Here is a 14,961-nt window from a genome sequence, read left to right on the forward strand (position 1 = left end):
TCATCATCAAGGAAAAGAGAGAAATATGAAGCATAAAGACACGTGGACAAACGTCCTTTACATCATCCTGTTCGTCGCAGTCTTCGTACTGCTGCAGTTCCTGTCACGGTACCTGTCGGCAGGATGCATTGCCATTGTCCGGGACATACCGTTCCGTACCGCCATGAACGAGGACAGCAGCGGAACGGCCGTTGCCGTCACCACTGTCATCAGCAGCCTGCTCACCTTCGCCCTCTTCACCCGTTCCGGATGGGCATCGGTGTCGCGCACCTACCTCAGGTCGCGCCCCTGGGGTGTCCTTTTCTGGGCATTCCTGCTGGCGGCAGGCTCGATACTCCCGATGGAGTTCATGGCAGAGAAAATCAATCTGACCCTCCCCTCGCAGACACAGCAGCTGTTCGAAAGCATCATGAGAACCTCCTGGGGCTATCTCGCCCTGGGCATCATGGCTCCGATAGCCGAGGAGGTCGTGTTCCGCGGAGCAGTGCTGCGCACGCTGCTGGACATCTTTGGCAGCAGAGCCCACTGGGCAGCCATCGTGTTCTCCGCCCTCGTCTTCGGCGCCATCCACCAGAACCTGGCACAGGGCACGCACGCCTTTCTGGTCGGTCTGCTGCTGGGCTGGATGTATTACTGCACGGGCAGCATTCTCCCGGGAGTTCTGTTCCACTGGGTCAACAACACCGTGGCCTACCTGATGTTCAATTTCATGCCGCAGATGAATGACGGAAAACTCATCGACCTCTTCCATGGCAGCGAGCGGATGATGTACGGCGGACTGTTCTTCTCGCTCTGCATCCTCATACCATCACTCTTCCAGCTGGGAATGCGGATGAAGAAAGTGAAAAGATGAAAAAGCTGGAATGACAGAACTGGATCCTCGACACACCGACTGTCGCATTCTATAAAATCTTCCGATAACGGATGTGTTTTTTGAGCCTTAAAGCCATTCTTCGGAGTCTCTCGGCAGAACTTCTCTGTAAGGGGACAATAGGAGATACAGCTTGTTGAGAATCAGCAACGGGTCTTTTGAACGGATGGAGTCTTGAAGATGGTCTTTTGTTGGTTGTTTCCTCTTCGCCCTGGCTGTTTCAGGGGGGATATGCTGCTGCCCGTCTTTTCCCATCTTTCAATACTGGACGAAAAGGGTACTGCTTTGTGGCGGAGTATTGTTGTATATCATAATGACGTTAGGAAAGGCGGTGATTAGCGATAGGACTGCTTAGCCATAACCATTTTTGGGTTCTTCCGTTAAATGCGTGTATGCTTTTCGTATAGCTTAACGGAAGAGCCGAAGTGATTCATTCAACAAAAACATAGCCGAGGCCGTCAGCTGTCTATCCTGTTCTCATCCTCCGATACAAAGGCCTTTTCGTTTTAATACGTTGAAATACAGACAAGGTTCTGAAAAACCATTACATAATTTCAAATCAATCATCTGCAAATAAAGAAAACACGTGCAAAAAGCAAGTTTGCAACCGGCAGTAAATCAGTTGGTTATCAAGCCGTTTGGAAAAGGTGCTCGATTGTGCTTCAAAAGGGCGTTGGTAACACGCTAAAAGAGCACCTGTTGCAAGTCAATCAGGCATCATTCAGAAGCCAGAAGGGCATGTGTCAGCTTGGGTTGCATGAAAATGGTTTACAAACACCGATGATGTGGGAATAAGTTGGTTGTAGAAGACGGAATGACGTGCTGATGGACAGGCATCGTATCAATTTGCGTTTTTGCTTTTATCTTGTAGTTTATCCTCCTTTGAAGCCCCTCTGATTCTTGACGGTCATACCCTGCAAGTGTATAAGCCTTTATTCTATTTCCTATCTATGTATTTAACGGAAGCCCCCGTCTTTCCCATCTTTCAATATTGGACGGAAAGGCTACTGCTTGTGGCCGTGGTATTGTTCTATGTCATAATGAGGTGAGGGAAGGGTGGGGGATTAGCGATAGCACTGCTTATCCGTAACCGTTTTTTGATAGCGCACCCTATAGGAGTTGCTCGAATGCCTTACAGTTTACAACGAGACAACAGGAAAAGCCCATTTCAAAACTCATTTGTGAGTGGAGAAATGGGCTTTCCCTTTCTTTCAGAGAATCTCAACTTGCAGATTGGAAGCTGTCAGGTCGCTGTCAGTACAGAGCCACATTTTCCTGTCCATGGCTTGTACTCCCGGACTTCCAATGTGGGGAAACGGGTTCTATTTGTGCCGGTTGGCACGTTGCTGGCGGTATTTAGCTTTCTGCTTTGCACTGCCGGAACCGTGTGCCCCGGTAATATACTTCTTCTTCTTGGCTTTGGTCTTCACTTTGTCATCTTCCTTTTTCGGTCCTGATGATCCCTTGAAGCTGATGCCATTCTCTAATATACTTTGAAAATCATCCATGAGGTTTGAGGTTTGAGGTTTGAGAATTGAGGTTTATTCTTTCGGAATTTTCGTTGCTTTGACAATTTTAACGAGTACTGCCTTAACTCGGCTGCAGTCCGCATATAGTGATTCGTATGCCTCTTTAGAAATGAATGTTGCTTCTTTCAGTAAGTCAATCCAATATTCAGATTCTGTAGCTTCTTTCAAAGCGATGTTCATTTTAGAGGAGAAATCAGCCCTGCTTTGTGCATTCTTCGCTTCATGTACGTTTGCCCCGATACTTGTTCCGGAACGAAGTAATTGTTTTGATATTACATTTTCTCTTTTCTCATTGGTTAAATATCTATATAGATGGATTATCCTTAAAGCAAAAGCCTTGGATAAAACGTATATGTCATTTTCTATTTCCATATTGATTTGAGGTTTGAGGATTGAGGTTTGAGATTTGAGGATTGAGGTTTGAGATTTGAGGTTTGAGGTCTGAAAATTGAGCCTGCATTATCCCGTAGGCATAAACCTCAAATCTCAAACCTCAAACCTCAAATCTCAAACCTATCAGTGGTGGAATAAGCGGATGCCTGTAAATGCCATTGCGATGTTGTATTTGTCGCAGGTATCAATGACATGGTCGTCACGTATGCTGCCGCCTGCCTGTGCAATATATTCCACGCCGCTCTTGTGCGCACGCTCAATGTTGTCGCCGAATGGGAAGAAAGCGTCAGAACCGAGTGTGACACCCGTATTCTTGGCAATCCACTCCTTGCGTTCCTCACGTGTCAGAGGCTCTGGACATTCCGTGAAGAACTGTTGCCATACGCCATCTTGCAGCACATCTTCATACTCGTCAGAAATGTAAACGTTGATGGTGTTGTCACGGTCGGCACGGCGGATGCCTTTCTTGAACGGCAGGTTCATCACCTTCGGGCACTGGCGCAACCACCATTCGTCAGCCTTGCTGCCTGCCAGGCGTGTACAGTGGATGCGGCTCTGTTGTCCGGCGCCGATGCCGATGGCCTGTCCGTCTTTCACGTAGCAGACGGAGTTGCTCTGTGTGTACTTCAGTGTAATGAGCGATATGATAAGGTCACGCTTAGCCGCCTCGGTAAAGGTCTTGTTCTTTGTCGGGACATTCCCGAAGAGTGCAGGGTCGTTGAGCTTCACCCCATTGCGCCCCTGTTCGAAAGTGATGCCGAACACCTGCTTATGTTCAACAGGTGCCGGGATATAAGCCGGGTCAATCTTTATCACGTTGTAGTTGCCCTTGCGCTTGGCCTTCAGAATTTCCAAGGCTTCAGGTGTATAGTCAGGTGCAATCACACCGTCGCTGACTTCACGCTTGATGAGCAGTGCCGTCTCCTTGTCGCAGGTGTCGCTGAGGGCGCAGAAGTCTCCGTAGGAGCACATACGGTCGGCACCGCGGGCACGGGCGTATGCACTGGCAAGCGGCGTAAGCTCAAAGTCGACATCATCGACGAAGTAAATCTTCTTCAGCGTGTCGCTGAGAGGCAGACCGACAGCAGCCCCGGCCGGACTGACGTGCTTGAACGAGGCTGCGGCAGGCAGACCGGTTGCAGCCTTCAGCTCCTTTACAAGCTGCCAGCTGTTGAGTGCGTCGAGGAAGTTGATGTAGCCCGGACGGCCACTGAGCACTGTGAGGGGAAGTTCGCCTTCTTCCATGTAGATGCGTGAAGGCTTCTGGTTCGGATTGCATCCGTACTTGAGAGCTAATTCTTTCATATAACTTATGTGGTATATGTAATTGAGTAGTGCAAATTTACATAAAAACTGTGATTTATAAGCCAGTTGGATAAAGAAAGTGCTTTTTCTTTAGAGGAAAAATAATGGAATATGATGGCACGTTCGTTGTTTTTAAGTAAATTAGCGGTATAGGTTTGTTTCTTTTGAAGAAAAGCAGTACTTTTACACTCGAATAGAAATGAACATTGGAGCGTATAGGGGGTGTCTCGCCGTCGGCCCGGCTCCCTGTAACTCCTTTAACTCCTTTAAATTCTTAAAGATATGCACGCATTACACACAGACAAGGCTCCTGCGGCAGTAGGTCCTTACAGTCAGGCTGTCGAAGCCAACGGTTTCATCTTCGCATCAGGTCAGCTTCCCATCGATCCGGCTACCAATGCCTTTGCTGAAGGCGGTGTGAAGGAACAGACCCGCCAGTCGCTCACCAATGCACGCAATGTACTGGCATCAGCGGGTGTGGACCTTTCCCACGTCGTAAAGACAACTGTCTTTCTCTCCGACATGAACAACTTTGCTGCAATGAATGAAGTCTATGCCGAGTTTTTCCAGCAGCCTTATCCTGCCCGCTCGGCCTTTGCCGTCAAGGATCTGCCCAAGGGCGCATTGGTAGAAGTGGAGTGTATTGCGGTGAAATAGACCGCTGGCTTCTACCGGGAAAAAGAATCCCTTTATAATGGAGGTACATAAGTGGAACTCCATTATAAAGGGATTTCTTCTTGTAATAGTCAGTATCGGAGAAAGATTCCGGAGAATTACGCTGTGTCTGCTACAGACTGTGCTGCCTTCTTCGCTCTGTTATTTGTTATTCAGCAGTACTTTCTTGCCATTGACAATGTACAATCCTTTCTGCGCCCTTTGTGTCCGGTGCCCATGCAGATTGTATATTACATCCTTGTCGTATTTGGCTGATAAGGAATTGATACCGCTCGTACCTAACTTTTTCCCTTTGAAAACATGCTTTACTTTCCTTTCAGGGTTTGTGTAGATTTCAAAAGTGAAATCCATGGTCCCGTTTTCGTAGACAAAGCAGTAGTCATCAATGGGATTCCCCCATAGCTGTATGGTGTAAATGTTGTCTTTTGTCCTGAAATATTTACCTGAAAGGGGATCGGTGAAGAAGTTCCAGCCTTTCTTTTCCGGTTGGTAATACTGATCGAAATTGTCAAATACAATCTCTTCAAATTCGTAGTTGCCTAATTTGTAATCCTTTAATATCAGCTTCGTGTCATTAGCTCTTTTCACAATCTCTACTTGGAATTTCCTTTCACCAGGTTGTTTCATGCTTCCACCTGCTGTTTCGATTTCTGTCGTGGCTGTTCCGGCATATACTCCGTAAATCCTGGTAAGATCGTCTTGTGCCTTTAGCGTGACAGTCTGCAGAAACAACATGGATAAAAGCAGAATGGACTTGATGTTTACTTTCTTCATACTTCTTGTTTGATATTAAAATTAATACTCAGATATTTCTCTTTTCCTGATTGAATATAAAAATCAGCAACTCAGATAATTCCTCTCTTAATAATGATGACCGTTATCAGGTTTGTTTTACTGTCCGTAAATAGACAGATGTCTTTTACGAAATGGGACTGAAAACATCATTTGGGCTGCAAAGGTAAGACTTTTCTGTTGTGCTTTCTGTGTATAGAACTTATTTTTGTGTTCTTTTGATTTATTTACGTTTTCTACAAGTCGTTCTGTGAATGACATTTTGGGTGTTTCGTATGTGTTTTTCCCCTTTTCATCATTTAGGGCAAGGTAAGATTTTCTATAATCTTAACGAAGAAAACCAGTTGAACCTTATGTGGTTACGCGATCTTTTATTACTTTTGCATCACATTAGTATTTGTCGTAGATGAGAGATGAAAAAGAGCTTTAAAAGCATTATTGAGGAGCTGGGTCGTAAAACGCAGGTGCGGAAAGATCTGGCTTCCGACTTGGAGAAGTTGTCAGGTAAGTTGGCTGTCCACCACATTCATCTGGAAACTTCATCACTGAAGAGACTGACAGGTTATTTCAGGGGAAAGGAGAGACCGTCTAAAAAGACGCTGGACCGACTGGCACTTTTTGCCGGCTTTCAGAACTGGAAAGACCTGAGTGCCGCCTTGCATGGAAACAGTGACGCCAGGCTGAATTATGAGGATTGAAGTCTCTGCCTTTTCAGCAAGGATTCAGCACGTAGGTAAAAGAAAAAGTCCGGGACCGTCAAGGGTCTCGGACTTTTATTTTCCTGGATTTCCAAGGGTTTACTTCTCTGCAACAGCAGCAACGGTTCTCTTTTCCTTGATGCGTGCAGCCTTACCCGTGAGCTTGCGCAGGTAGTAAAGCTTGGCACGACGAACCTTACCGCGTTTGTTCACCTCGATAGAATCGATGTTCGGTGACTCCAGCGGGAAGATACGCTCGACACCGACGGTACCGGACATCTTGCGAACTGTAAAGCGCTTCTTCTCGCCATGCCCTGAAATCTTGATGACTACGCCACGGTAGAGCTGAATACGCTGTTTGTTACCCTCGACGATTTTGTAAGCGACAGTGATGGTGTCTCCAGCTTTGAACTCTGGAAACTGATTGCCGGTTGCAAATGCTTCCTCAGCAACTTTAATTAAATCCATTTTCTTGTTAATTAAATATTGTTTGTCGTTCCCATGCAACATAATCCATGACTCTTCCACGATCAGCGGTTACACCGGAAAGCGGCTGCAAAGTTACGGCTTTTTTCCGAACCGGCAAAGCTTTCCGCAGATTATCTTTACAACCTGCTTGGGCAGCAGCCTGTGCGTCATTTCTCCTTTTTCCTGTTTAGGTAAGCGGCAAACCGCCCTCTGTGGATAATTTCATGCAGCAGACAGGTGTCCAATCATTTTTTTTTCTTACTTTTGCAACAATCAAAAGTCATAATATAAATATGTATAGAAAAACATTCTATCTGGCGGGATTGTCGGTGTTGCTCACGGCGGGCGGCTGCGCTTCTCATTACGAGCTGGCAGGCATACAGCGCACACGTGTACTGGTTGACAGCCGGTATGACGCTGCCCCTGATGCTGAGGCGGCAAAGTTCATGGAACCTTTCAGGCACAAGGTAGACTCGGTGATGGGACCCGTTGTGGGCGAAGTCGACCACGACATGGTGGCACACCGTCCTGAGAGCGATCTCTCCAACCTGCTGGCAGACATCATGGTGTGGGCTGCCCGGGACTATAATGAGAAGGTAGACTTCGGGGTGTATAATATGGGCGGTATCCGTGCGGCGCTCTCGAAGGGGAAGGTTACCTATGGAGACGTGCTTGACATTGCTCCTTTCGAGAACAAAATCTGTTTCGTTACGCTGACAGGCGGGAAGGTGCTCGAACTGTTCTCGCAGATGGCCCATACCGGTGGCGAAGCTGTCAGCCATGGCGTTCAGCTCGTCTTCACGCACGACCACAGGCTCAAGTCGGCACGGCTGAACGGAAAGGAGATAGACCCCAAGGCCTCTTACCGCATCGCTACGCTCGACTATCTGGCACAGGGCAATGACAAGATGGAGGCTTTCAAGTCGGCCACGGATGTCGTATCACCGCAGGAGATCAGCAACAACACACGTTTCATCATCATGAATTACTTCAAGGAACAGACCGCACAGGGCAGGGTTGTCAATGCACATACCGAGGGTCGCATCCGTGTGGAGTAACCCGTTAACGAAAAAGGAATATGAAAAGAAAGATATTACTGGCAGTGTTCTGCCTTCTGGCTGTTGTCGCTTTCGGACAGGACAAGCAGCTGGTCATTTTGCATACCAATGATGCGCACAGTCAGATTTACCCGCTCAATACGAACCTCGCCGATACGATGAAGGCCGGACGTGCCGGCTTCCTCCGCCGTATTGCCATGCTGAAGGAGGAACGCCGGAAACATCCTGACCTGCTGCTCTTCGACAGCGGCGACTTCTCGCAAGGATCACCTTATTATACAATGTTCAAAGGGGATGTCGAAGTGGGGCTGATGAACCGGATGCATTATGATGCCGCTACGATCGGCAATCATGAGTTCGACTTCGGCCTCGACAATATGGTACGTCTCTTTCGGATGGCCAACTTCCCGATTGTCTGTGCCAACTACGACTTCAGGGGAACTGCACTGGAAGGCCTGGTGAAGCCTTACATCATCCTGAAACGCAACGGATTGAGAATAGGTGTCTTCGGACTGGCCCCTCAGCTGGACGGTCTGGTCGTCAAGGCGAACTATGGGAAAATCGTCTACAACGATCCTGTATCGTGTGCCCAGAAGGTTATCGACGAGCTGAAAGCGAAGAAGTGCGACCTGATCATCTGTATTTCCCACCTCGGCTGGAACATCGAAGGGGTCAGCGACGAGGAGGTCATCGCCGGCACCCGCGGTCTGGATCTCGTCCTTGGCGGGCACTCTCATACCTATCTCACGAAGCTGGAATATGTGAAGGACCTTGACGGCAAATGGGTCGGCGACGACCAGAACGGCAAGCATGCCATCTTTGTGGGGAAACTGGTGCTTGACCTGAAGAAGAAAAAGTAAAGCATACTTGTTCCCAACGCCTGGGAACAGTGTTCCCGACCGTTTGGGAATCCTGTTCCCGGTGCTTGGGAAGGGGATTCCCGAGCGGTCGGGAAGTGTGTTCCTTTGTGTCCAGTTCGATTGGGTGGATGCAGTCTAATGTGTCATAATGTATCTTTTACCTTGCATGAATGCGAGAATGTGTTTAATAAATGATACATTACGCTGATTTTTTTTTGTAACTATCTGATTATCTCAGAATGTTTTTTCCGGTATTTTCATTGATGATAGGTCTGCCCTTCATGTAGTGCCGACGGGTCTGATGAATGCGAGAACCCCCGTGCGATGATGAATGGTGAACTTGCAGTCAGGGGGCGTAGAACAATGTTTTTAGACAAAAAATCCATGTGACCTTGGGATTGAACTCCAAGGTCACATGGATTTCACGTTGTCTCTGTAAAGACCTCTCTCGGTCTGTCATCAGACAGTAGTTGTTGTCGGGGAGGTTTATTCAAAGTAGAAGGTCAGTGCAATCATCTTTGCCCGGGTTTCATCGACCGCATTGGTGTACATCAGCATGTGTTTGTCTTGCAGGTCCTTGGCGTGGTTCTTGTCGAGGCTGTTCGTAAGGCTGTACATGAACTTCAGTTCCGGACGCAGCTTGAAGTAAGGGAGATAGAAGTCGCAGCCCAGACCGATTTCCAAAAAGACATCACTCCGCTTCAGCTTGATGTAATCATTGTCCTTGCCCGAAAGATTCAGCATCGGATTGATGCCCAGCATCACGTATGGGCGATGGTTGTTGAAGCGGGGAGCAGCGGCAATGAGGTCGAAGGCGCAGGAGACGTAGGCGGTCTTCAGTTCCTGCACCTGTTCGGTAGGCTCCCCCTGTATTGTGCGGTCTGTGAGATTGCGGAAAGTAATGTGGCGTGTGCCGAAATACATGGCCGGCGCCATCCGCAGCTGGAGCGTCGAGTTGAGGCGCAGCTCGCCCAGGACACCCACCGTGAAGCCGGCATCCCACCGGTCCTGATCGGCTGAGACGGTCTTCTCGACAGGTCCGTTGCCGTCGTCAAGGTCAATCATCTGTGGTCCTACGTTGTTGAGTTCAAGGTCCTGCAGATGTGTCCCGACGAGCACTCCGAAATGGAACTCACGCAGATCCGTATAGGGACGGTTCTGCACTCTTCGCTCCTGTGCCGGGCATACGAGTGCGGCTGCCAGCAGGGTTAAGGTGACGAATATTCTGTTCATAACATCTTTCAAACGCATTCTGTCCTGTTTTATTGTCTGCCGGTTTTCCCTTTTACCGGCACGAGTCCGAAATCAAACGCCTCTGTACCTTCTTCTTCCTCTCTGTCCGGAAGCGGAAGACGGCCCGGGCGGGCCGTTGCCTGGCTGTTCGTTTGCATAGAAGCACTTTTTTTACTAACTTTGCGCCTGATATTTACGCGATGATATGAGAAAGTTTGTTTCAGTTCTGGCTGCCTGGTGCATGGCTGCGGCAGTGCATGCCCAGTATCAGGAACCTTTGCGGCGAGACACGTCGGGATGGCACCCGATGAAAGGTCTGGAGTACAGGGTGGAGATGCAGGGCAGTCTCTCGAAGGGGCGGACGCCCCTTTGGCTGAATGCCGACAGGTACGGACTAAGCTCGTTGGAAACGGCGAACGGCTATGTGCGAGGCGGAGTAGTGCGCCCGTTGAGCACCGACGACGGACGCAAGTTCGGGCTGGGCTACGGACTGGATGTCGTCCTGCCGGTCCACTATACCAGCAAGGCGATTGTCCAGCAGGCGTATGTCGAAGGGCGGTGGTGGCATGGAACGCTGACCGTCGGTGCCAAGGAAGAGCCGATGGAACTGAAAGACAACCGTCTGAGCTCCGGTGCGCAGACACTCGGCATCAACGCACGGCCGGTCCCTCAGGTACGCCTGGCATTGCCCGATTACTGGACCTTGCCCTTTGCCAACGGATGGCTGCATCTGAAGGGTCACATTGCGTACGGCATGATGACCGACCAGAACTGGCAGCACGGCTTCACCCGGCGTCAGTCAAAGTATGCCGACCGGGTGCTCTATCATTCCAAGGCCGGTTATCTGAAAATCGGAAATGACGAGGTGTTCTGCCCTTGGTCTTTGGAGATGGGACTGGAGATGGTCTCTCTCTTCGGCGGTACGGCCTATCGTCCGGACGGTGCCGGAGGCATGGAACAGTTGAAGAGCGGAAAAGGTGTCCGCGATTTCTGGAATGCATTTCTTCCCGGCGGTGCTGATAACGGCGAGACGACTTACCAGAATGTAGAGGGCGACCAGCTGGGCAGCTGGTTGATGCGGCTGAACTACGACGGCGACTGGCATGGTTTTTCTCTCTATGCCGACAAGTTCTTCGAGGATCATTCGTCAATGTTCCAGCTTGATTATGACGGTTACGGGGAGGGCGACGAGTGGCAGGTGAAGAAGCGGCACCGCTATCTGCTCTATGACTTCAAGGACTGGATGCTGGGTTTGGAGTATCGTTTCAAACCCGATAACTGGCTGAACAGTATTGTCTTTGAATATCTTTACACGAAATACCAGAGCGGTCCGATCTACCACGACCATACCCTTACCGTTCCTGACCATATCGGCGGAAGGGACGACTTTTACAACCATTACATCTTTCCCGGCTACCAGCACTGGGGACAGGCGATGGGCAATCCGCTCTACCGGTCGCCGCTGTACAATGAAGACGGCACGGTTGAATTTCAGGACAACCGTTTCGCTGCCTTCCATATAGGACTGGGCGGTCATCCCTCCGACTATGTGAAATGGCGTTTCCTCGGTACGTGGCAGGAGGGACTGGGAACATACGAAAAACCTTACACGAAGAAGCATCATAACGTCAGTCTGATGGGCGAAGCCACCTATACGTTTCATGGAGGGAGGTTGCCGGAGTGGTTGAAAGGTGTTGATGTCCGGATGGGAGTCGGCGCCGACTTCGGTGCCATCCTCCGCGGAAACAATTATGGCATGCAGCTGACCGTCTGTAAACGGGGCTTGCTGGAAAAGCTTTAGCCTACTATATTATTATAGGATATGAATCAGAAAATGAACAGAACAAAGGTGTTGTCTTTCGTCTTTCCGCTGCTGGCCCTTCTCTTCTCCTCATGTTCGTTGGAGACGGATAACGATGCCGGCAGACTGGAAGGAATGTGGCATCTTGTGCGTATTGACGATCTGACAGCCGGAACGACAGAAGACATGAGCAGTAAGACAGTCTTCTGGTCTTTCCAGGCAAGACTCCTGGAACTGGAGGAAAAGAAAGGTACACACAGCAGTTATCTTTATCGCTTCAGTATTGACGGCGACCGTCTTACCCTGTCTTCCCCTTATCTGTACGACCGTGAGAACGGCGACCGTCCGCTTTCGGTCTATGAACCTGCATTGGCATTCTTTGGCATCAGGACACTTGTCCCTGCGTTCAGGATAGAACGGGTCCGGAAAGGAGAAATGGTGTTGAATGACGGCAGTGTAAGACTCTGTTTTGACAAGTTCTAAGCTGATGCTGCCCGGAAGTATCTCCTCACGTAAGTTGATTGCAGACGGGTTCTGAAGATTCTCTTTGATGTTTTCTTTTTGTCCTTTCGGCTGGCAGATAGAATAATGTTTTACCTTTTTACTTTTCCTACAAACTCTGTGTTCTCTGTGTGAGAATAAATCCTTACGGAAGCGTCATCTTTCGGTATGTGTCCTCTCACGGAGTCACGGAACTCACAGAGCCTTTAATGGGAATCAAAGCACACAGAGAGACCTGAGGGTCAGGAGAAAGATGAGCCGGAAAGTTTACCGGTGTCCGAGGATCCCGATAAAAACAGAAGAGCAGGAGTAACAATAGGGCAGGATGGAGAAATGATAGAATAATGTTTACCTTTTTGTTTTTTACCCTTACTTTTCCCCTTTTACTTTTTTACTTTTATATTGCTCTGCAAAGGGAAGCAAGCCGTTTTTTCTGATATGGAAATCGATTGCATAATGGAAAATGGCATATAAGAGGATGTCTGTCGAGATGATCCATGTGACAGACAGATGGTTGAACAGCGAGACATTGAGGAGGATGAAGCAGAACGACAGCAGGATGATGCAGAGCAGTGCCTGATGCTGTGTCAGTCCTGCCCGCATCAGCTTATGGTGAATATGGTTCTTGTCCGCGCCAAAGACCGGACGGTGGTGCAGCAGCCGGACGATGATGACCCGGAAGACATCGAAGGTGGGGACCATGAGCAGGGTCGCGGAGAGCAGGATAGAATCTTTCTGATAAGCCATGACGTGCGGATTGTACATGCAGAATTTGACAAGCAGGACACCGAGAATATAGCCGAGGGTCAGGCTGCCCGAGTCGCCCATGAAAATCTTGCGGTTATTCTCCGCCTTGCCCCAGATGTTGTGATAGAGGAACGGAACCAGTACCCCCATCAGTCCGGCGATGAGAATGCAGTAGACCCCTATCTGCTCACGGAGGAAGATGTAGTAAAGACCGGACAAGGCGATGAGCACCAGGCTGGTGGACAGACCGTCGATACCGTCAATCAGATTGATGGCATTCATCGTGAAGACCAGGATGCCGACCGTCAGCACCATCCCCACAGACACCGGAATCTCATGGATGCCCAGAAAGCCGTAGAGGTTGTTGACATAGAGATAGGACAGGGGGAGGAGGCCGGCAACGACAATCTGCATGAGGAGTTTCACTCTTGCCCGCAGGCCGAAGACATCGTCGGCAAGCCCCGTCACGTAGATGACCGTGATGCCCACACCGAAGAAAATGCTCCAGGGGCTGACTGCGATCTTGCTGCCCTTGCTGGTGTACGACCAGACCAGCAGTGCCACGATGGTGGCTATAAGCATGCTGGGCAGGAACGATACGCCTCCCAGCCGCGGGACGGCATCCTTGTGTACTTTCCGGGCGTTCGGAGTGTCATAAAGTTCCCGCTTCCTGCAGAACGAAAGTATCTGTGGAATCATGATGAATCCGCAGGCAGCACTCATCAAGAAGGCGAACAGGCTGATCAGAATGTATGTCAACATATATCGGTAATCAATTCTTTTCTTTAACAAAACTCAATTTTTGTAATAATATTGTATTTGGATGTCGGAAAAGTGCGGCTGTACTTTCTGAAGCACCTGCTTTGTGAAATCTTCTTACCCATCATGGTTAGAATCTCGTTTTCTTTTTGTAAATTTGTGGCTAAAGAACATGGATATGGCAGAGATTTATCATGGCTGCAATGTGAAGGTGGAACGGCCGAAGATACAGATTACAGGAAGCGGGGAAGATTATGCCCATGCAATCCTCCGTGTATACAACCATCCCATCTGCGAAATCATCGACGATTACAATTGCAGTGCTTATTACGAACCGTCCCCTTTCATTGCCCGCAGCTATTATGCCGGGAGTTTCAATTAGGATCAATTCAACGGTGCAGAAGTCTGATACATTTTCAATGAAGATATCAATTATAACGGCGACCTATAACAGTGCGAAAACACTGCAGGACACTTTGAATTCCGTCTTGCGGCAGGATTATTGCGACATAGAGCATATTATAGTCGATGGTGGGTCGACGGATTCAACGGTCGGGATGATCCGTGAATATGCCGCTGCAACAACCCGGCATACCGTGAGATGGGTCACGGAGAAAGACCGTGGCATCTATGATGCCATGAACAAAGGCATTGCGATGGCGACAGGCGATGTTGTCGGCATCCTCAATTCCGATGACTATTTCACCGCCGGTGATGTCGTGTCGAAGCTGGCAGAACCTTTTTCCGATACAGCTCTTGATGCGGTGTATGGCGATATTCATTTCATTCATGACGGCGAACCCGATAAGATTACTCGCTATTACTCTTCCAGGATATTTTCTCCTTTCTGGGTCCGTTTCGGCTTTATGCCGGCCCATCCGTCTCTGTATGTACGCCGGGGAGTCTATGACAGGGTAGGCCCCTATAAACTTGATTACAAGATCGGCGCCGACTTCGAGATGATCGTCCGGATGTTCTGTGTGCATAAGATAAAGGCACAGTATCTCAAGATGGACTTTGTCACTATGCGCAACGGCGGAGCAAGTACGAACGGTGTCCGTAGCCACCGCCTCCTTTTGCAGGAAGACACCCGGGCGTGCCGGGAAAACGGCATCTACAGCAATCAGTTCCTAATAGCCCTGAAGTATCTATATAAGGTTTTCGAGTTCCGATTCTGATTTTTAGATGGGTATTTCTTCTTTTTGTCTTTTTAGATAAGTTCTTGTGAAATTTGGGATCATTCGGAAAATATTGTATATTTGCAGTGATAT

16 protein-coding genes are annotated in these 14,961 nt (G+C 49.0%); 9 read left to right on the forward strand and 7 right to left on the reverse strand.

What is annotated here, in order from left to right; translation table 11 throughout:
- Positions 1–25: 25 nt before the first annotated feature.
- Complete coding sequence (locus J4864_RS11170; protein WP_211814919.1) at positions 26–853, forward strand: CPBP family intramembrane glutamic endopeptidase; 828 nt, start codon at positions 26–28, stop codon at positions 851–853.
- Between the two features lie 1,340 nt (positions 854–2,193).
- Here J4864_RS11170 and J4864_RS11175 read toward each other — a convergent pair.
- The 3 genes from J4864_RS11175 to J4864_RS11185 all read right to left on the reverse strand — a co-directional run bounded on the left by J4864_RS11175 (position 2,194) and on the right by J4864_RS11185 (position 4,098).
- Positions 2,194–2,379, reverse strand: coding sequence for a hypothetical protein (locus J4864_RS11175; protein ID WP_004351520.1), 186 nt, complete (start codon positions 2,377–2,379; stop codon positions 2,194–2,196).
- 33 nt (positions 2,380–2,412) lie between these two features.
- Positions 2,413–2,772 (reverse strand): four helix bundle protein, encoded by a 360-nt coding sequence (locus J4864_RS11180; RefSeq protein WP_007366639.1) that lies wholly within the window; start codon positions 2,770–2,772, stop codon positions 2,413–2,415.
- Positions 2,773–2,916: 144 nt separating this feature from the next.
- Positions 2,917–4,098 carry a phosphoribosylaminoimidazolecarboxamide formyltransferase gene (locus J4864_RS11185; protein WP_211814920.1) on the reverse strand — a complete coding sequence of 394 codons (1,182 nt, stop codon included), beginning with the start codon at positions 4,096–4,098 and terminating at the stop codon, positions 2,917–2,919.
- 282 nt (positions 4,099–4,380) lie between these two features.
- Between J4864_RS11185 and J4864_RS11190 the strand changes: the two genes are divergently transcribed.
- On the forward strand, positions 4,381–4,755 hold the full coding sequence (locus J4864_RS11190; protein ID WP_004351529.1) for a RidA family protein: 375 nt from the start codon (positions 4,381–4,383) through the stop codon (positions 4,753–4,755).
- A gap of 159 nt (positions 4,756–4,914) precedes the next feature.
- On the opposite strand, the gene J4864_RS11195 is transcribed toward J4864_RS11190, so the two are convergent.
- On the reverse strand, positions 4,915–5,547 hold the full coding sequence (locus tag J4864_RS11195) for a hypothetical protein (RefSeq protein ID WP_211814921.1): 633 nt from the start codon (positions 5,545–5,547) through the stop codon (positions 4,915–4,917).
- 431 nt (positions 5,548–5,978) lie between these two features.
- On the opposite strand from J4864_RS11195, the gene J4864_RS11200 reads away from it, so the two are divergent.
- Positions 5,979–6,263 (forward strand): hypothetical protein, encoded by a 285-nt coding sequence (locus J4864_RS11200; protein WP_007366634.1) that lies wholly within the window; start codon positions 5,979–5,981, stop codon positions 6,261–6,263.
- A gap of 99 nt (positions 6,264–6,362) precedes the next feature.
- Here J4864_RS11200 and rplS read toward each other — a convergent pair whose 3' ends face one another.
- On the reverse strand, positions 6,363–6,731 hold the full coding sequence (gene rplS / locus J4864_RS11205) for a 50S ribosomal protein L19 (protein WP_040554333.1): 369 nt from the start codon (positions 6,729–6,731) through the stop codon (positions 6,363–6,365).
- Positions 6,732–7,024: 293 nt separating this feature from the next.
- Between rplS and J4864_RS11210 the strand changes: the two genes are divergently transcribed.
- Together J4864_RS11210 and J4864_RS11215 are read left to right on the forward strand one after the other, a co-directional pair.
- The gene (locus J4864_RS11210; RefSeq protein WP_211814922.1) at positions 7,025–7,789 is read left to right on the forward strand and encodes a 5'-nucleotidase C-terminal domain-containing protein; all 765 of its coding nucleotides are present in this window, start codon (positions 7,025–7,027) and stop codon (positions 7,787–7,789) included.
- A 20-nt stretch (positions 7,790–7,809) separates the two neighbouring features.
- Positions 7,810–8,649: a bifunctional metallophosphatase/5'-nucleotidase gene (locus tag J4864_RS11215; protein WP_211814923.1), complete on the forward strand. Its 840-nt coding sequence runs from the start codon at positions 7,810–7,812 to the stop codon at positions 8,647–8,649.
- 486 nt (positions 8,650–9,135) lie between these two features.
- On the opposite strand, the gene porT is transcribed toward J4864_RS11215, so the two are convergent.
- Positions 9,136–9,882: a type IX secretion/gliding motility protein PorT/SprT gene (porT, locus tag J4864_RS11220; RefSeq protein WP_211814924.1), complete on the reverse strand. Its 747-nt coding sequence runs from the start codon at positions 9,880–9,882 to the stop codon at positions 9,136–9,138.
- Between the two features lie 205 nt (positions 9,883–10,087).
- Here porT and J4864_RS11225 point away from each other — a divergent pair, with 205 nt between their 5' ends.
- Both J4864_RS11225 and J4864_RS11230 read left to right on the forward strand, forming a co-directional pair.
- Entirely contained in the window at positions 10,088–11,683 is a 1,596-nt protein-coding gene (locus tag J4864_RS11225; protein ID WP_211814925.1) for a capsule assembly Wzi family protein, read from the forward strand.
- Between the two features lie 33 nt (positions 11,684–11,716).
- Complete coding sequence (locus J4864_RS11230) at positions 11,717–12,166, forward strand: lipocalin-like domain-containing protein (RefSeq protein WP_211814926.1); 450 nt, start codon at positions 11,717–11,719, stop codon at positions 12,164–12,166.
- Between the two features lie 387 nt (positions 12,167–12,553).
- Here the strand turns inward: J4864_RS11230 and J4864_RS11235 are convergent, their stop codons facing one another.
- Positions 12,554–13,693, reverse strand: coding sequence for an MraY family glycosyltransferase (locus tag J4864_RS11235; protein WP_211814927.1), 1,140 nt, complete (start codon positions 13,691–13,693; stop codon positions 12,554–12,556).
- 175 nt (positions 13,694–13,868) lie between these two features.
- On the opposite strand from J4864_RS11235, the gene J4864_RS11240 reads away from it, so the two are divergent.
- Together J4864_RS11240 and J4864_RS11245 are read left to right on the forward strand one after the other, a co-directional pair.
- Entirely contained in the window at positions 13,869–14,072 is a 204-nt protein-coding gene (locus J4864_RS11240; protein WP_211814928.1) for a hypothetical protein, read from the forward strand.
- A gap of 37 nt (positions 14,073–14,109) precedes the next feature.
- A complete protein-coding gene (locus J4864_RS11245; RefSeq protein WP_211814929.1) occupies positions 14,110–14,868 on the forward strand; it encodes a glycosyltransferase family 2 protein in 759 nt (252 codons plus the stop codon).
- Positions 14,869–14,961 lie beyond the last annotated feature (93 nt).

Source organism: Prevotella multiformis, assembly GCF_018127985.1.
In the GTDB taxonomy this organism is placed as follows: domain Bacteria; phylum Bacteroidota; class Bacteroidia; order Bacteroidales; family Bacteroidaceae; genus Prevotella; species Prevotella multiformis.

Excerpts from the sequence above, each read along its gene's own strand:
- J4864_RS11170 (WP_211814919.1), top strand. The coding sequence starts at position 26 with ATGAAGCATAAAGACACGTGGACAAACGTCCTTTACATCATCCTGTTC.
- J4864_RS11225 (WP_211814925.1), top strand. The coding sequence starts at position 10,088 with ATGAGAAAGTTTGTTTCAGTTCTGGCTGCCTGGTGCATGGCTGCGGCA.
- J4864_RS11195 (WP_211814921.1), bottom strand. The coding sequence starts at position 5,547 with ATGAAGAAAGTAAACATCAAGTCCATTCTGCTTTTATCCATGTTGTTT.
- J4864_RS11185 (WP_211814920.1), bottom strand. The coding sequence starts at position 4,098 with ATGAAAGAATTAGCTCTCAAGTACGGATGCAATCCGAACCAGAAGCCT.
- J4864_RS11230 (WP_211814926.1), top strand. The coding sequence starts at position 11,717 with ATGAACAGAACAAAGGTGTTGTCTTTCGTCTTTCCGCTGCTGGCCCTT.
- J4864_RS11235 (WP_211814927.1), bottom strand. The coding sequence starts at position 13,693 with ATGTTGACATACATTCTGATCAGCCTGTTCGCCTTCTTGATGAGTGCT.
- J4864_RS11175 (WP_004351520.1), bottom strand. The coding sequence starts at position 2,379 with ATGGATGATTTTCAAAGTATATTAGAGAATGGCATCAGCTTCAAGGGA.
- J4864_RS11210 (WP_211814922.1), top strand. The coding sequence starts at position 7,025 with ATGTATAGAAAAACATTCTATCTGGCGGGATTGTCGGTGTTGCTCACG.
- J4864_RS11190 (WP_004351529.1), top strand. The coding sequence starts at position 4,381 with ATGCACGCATTACACACAGACAAGGCTCCTGCGGCAGTAGGTCCTTAC.
- J4864_RS11180 (WP_007366639.1), bottom strand. The coding sequence starts at position 2,772 with ATGGAAATAGAAAATGACATATACGTTTTATCCAAGGCTTTTGCTTTA.
- J4864_RS11240 (WP_211814928.1), top strand. The coding sequence starts at position 13,869 with ATGGCAGAGATTTATCATGGCTGCAATGTGAAGGTGGAACGGCCGAAG.
- J4864_RS11245 (WP_211814929.1), top strand. The coding sequence starts at position 14,110 with ATGAAGATATCAATTATAACGGCGACCTATAACAGTGCGAAAACACTG.
- porT (WP_211814924.1), bottom strand. The coding sequence starts at position 9,882 with ATGAACAGAATATTCGTCACCTTAACCCTGCTGGCAGCCGCACTCGTA.
- rplS (WP_040554333.1), bottom strand. The coding sequence starts at position 6,731 with ATGGATTTAATTAAAGTTGCTGAGGAAGCATTTGCAACCGGCAATCAG.
- J4864_RS11215 (WP_211814923.1), top strand. The coding sequence starts at position 7,810 with ATGAAAAGAAAGATATTACTGGCAGTGTTCTGCCTTCTGGCTGTTGTC.
- J4864_RS11200 (WP_007366634.1), top strand. The coding sequence starts at position 5,979 with ATGAAAAAGAGCTTTAAAAGCATTATTGAGGAGCTGGGTCGTAAAACG.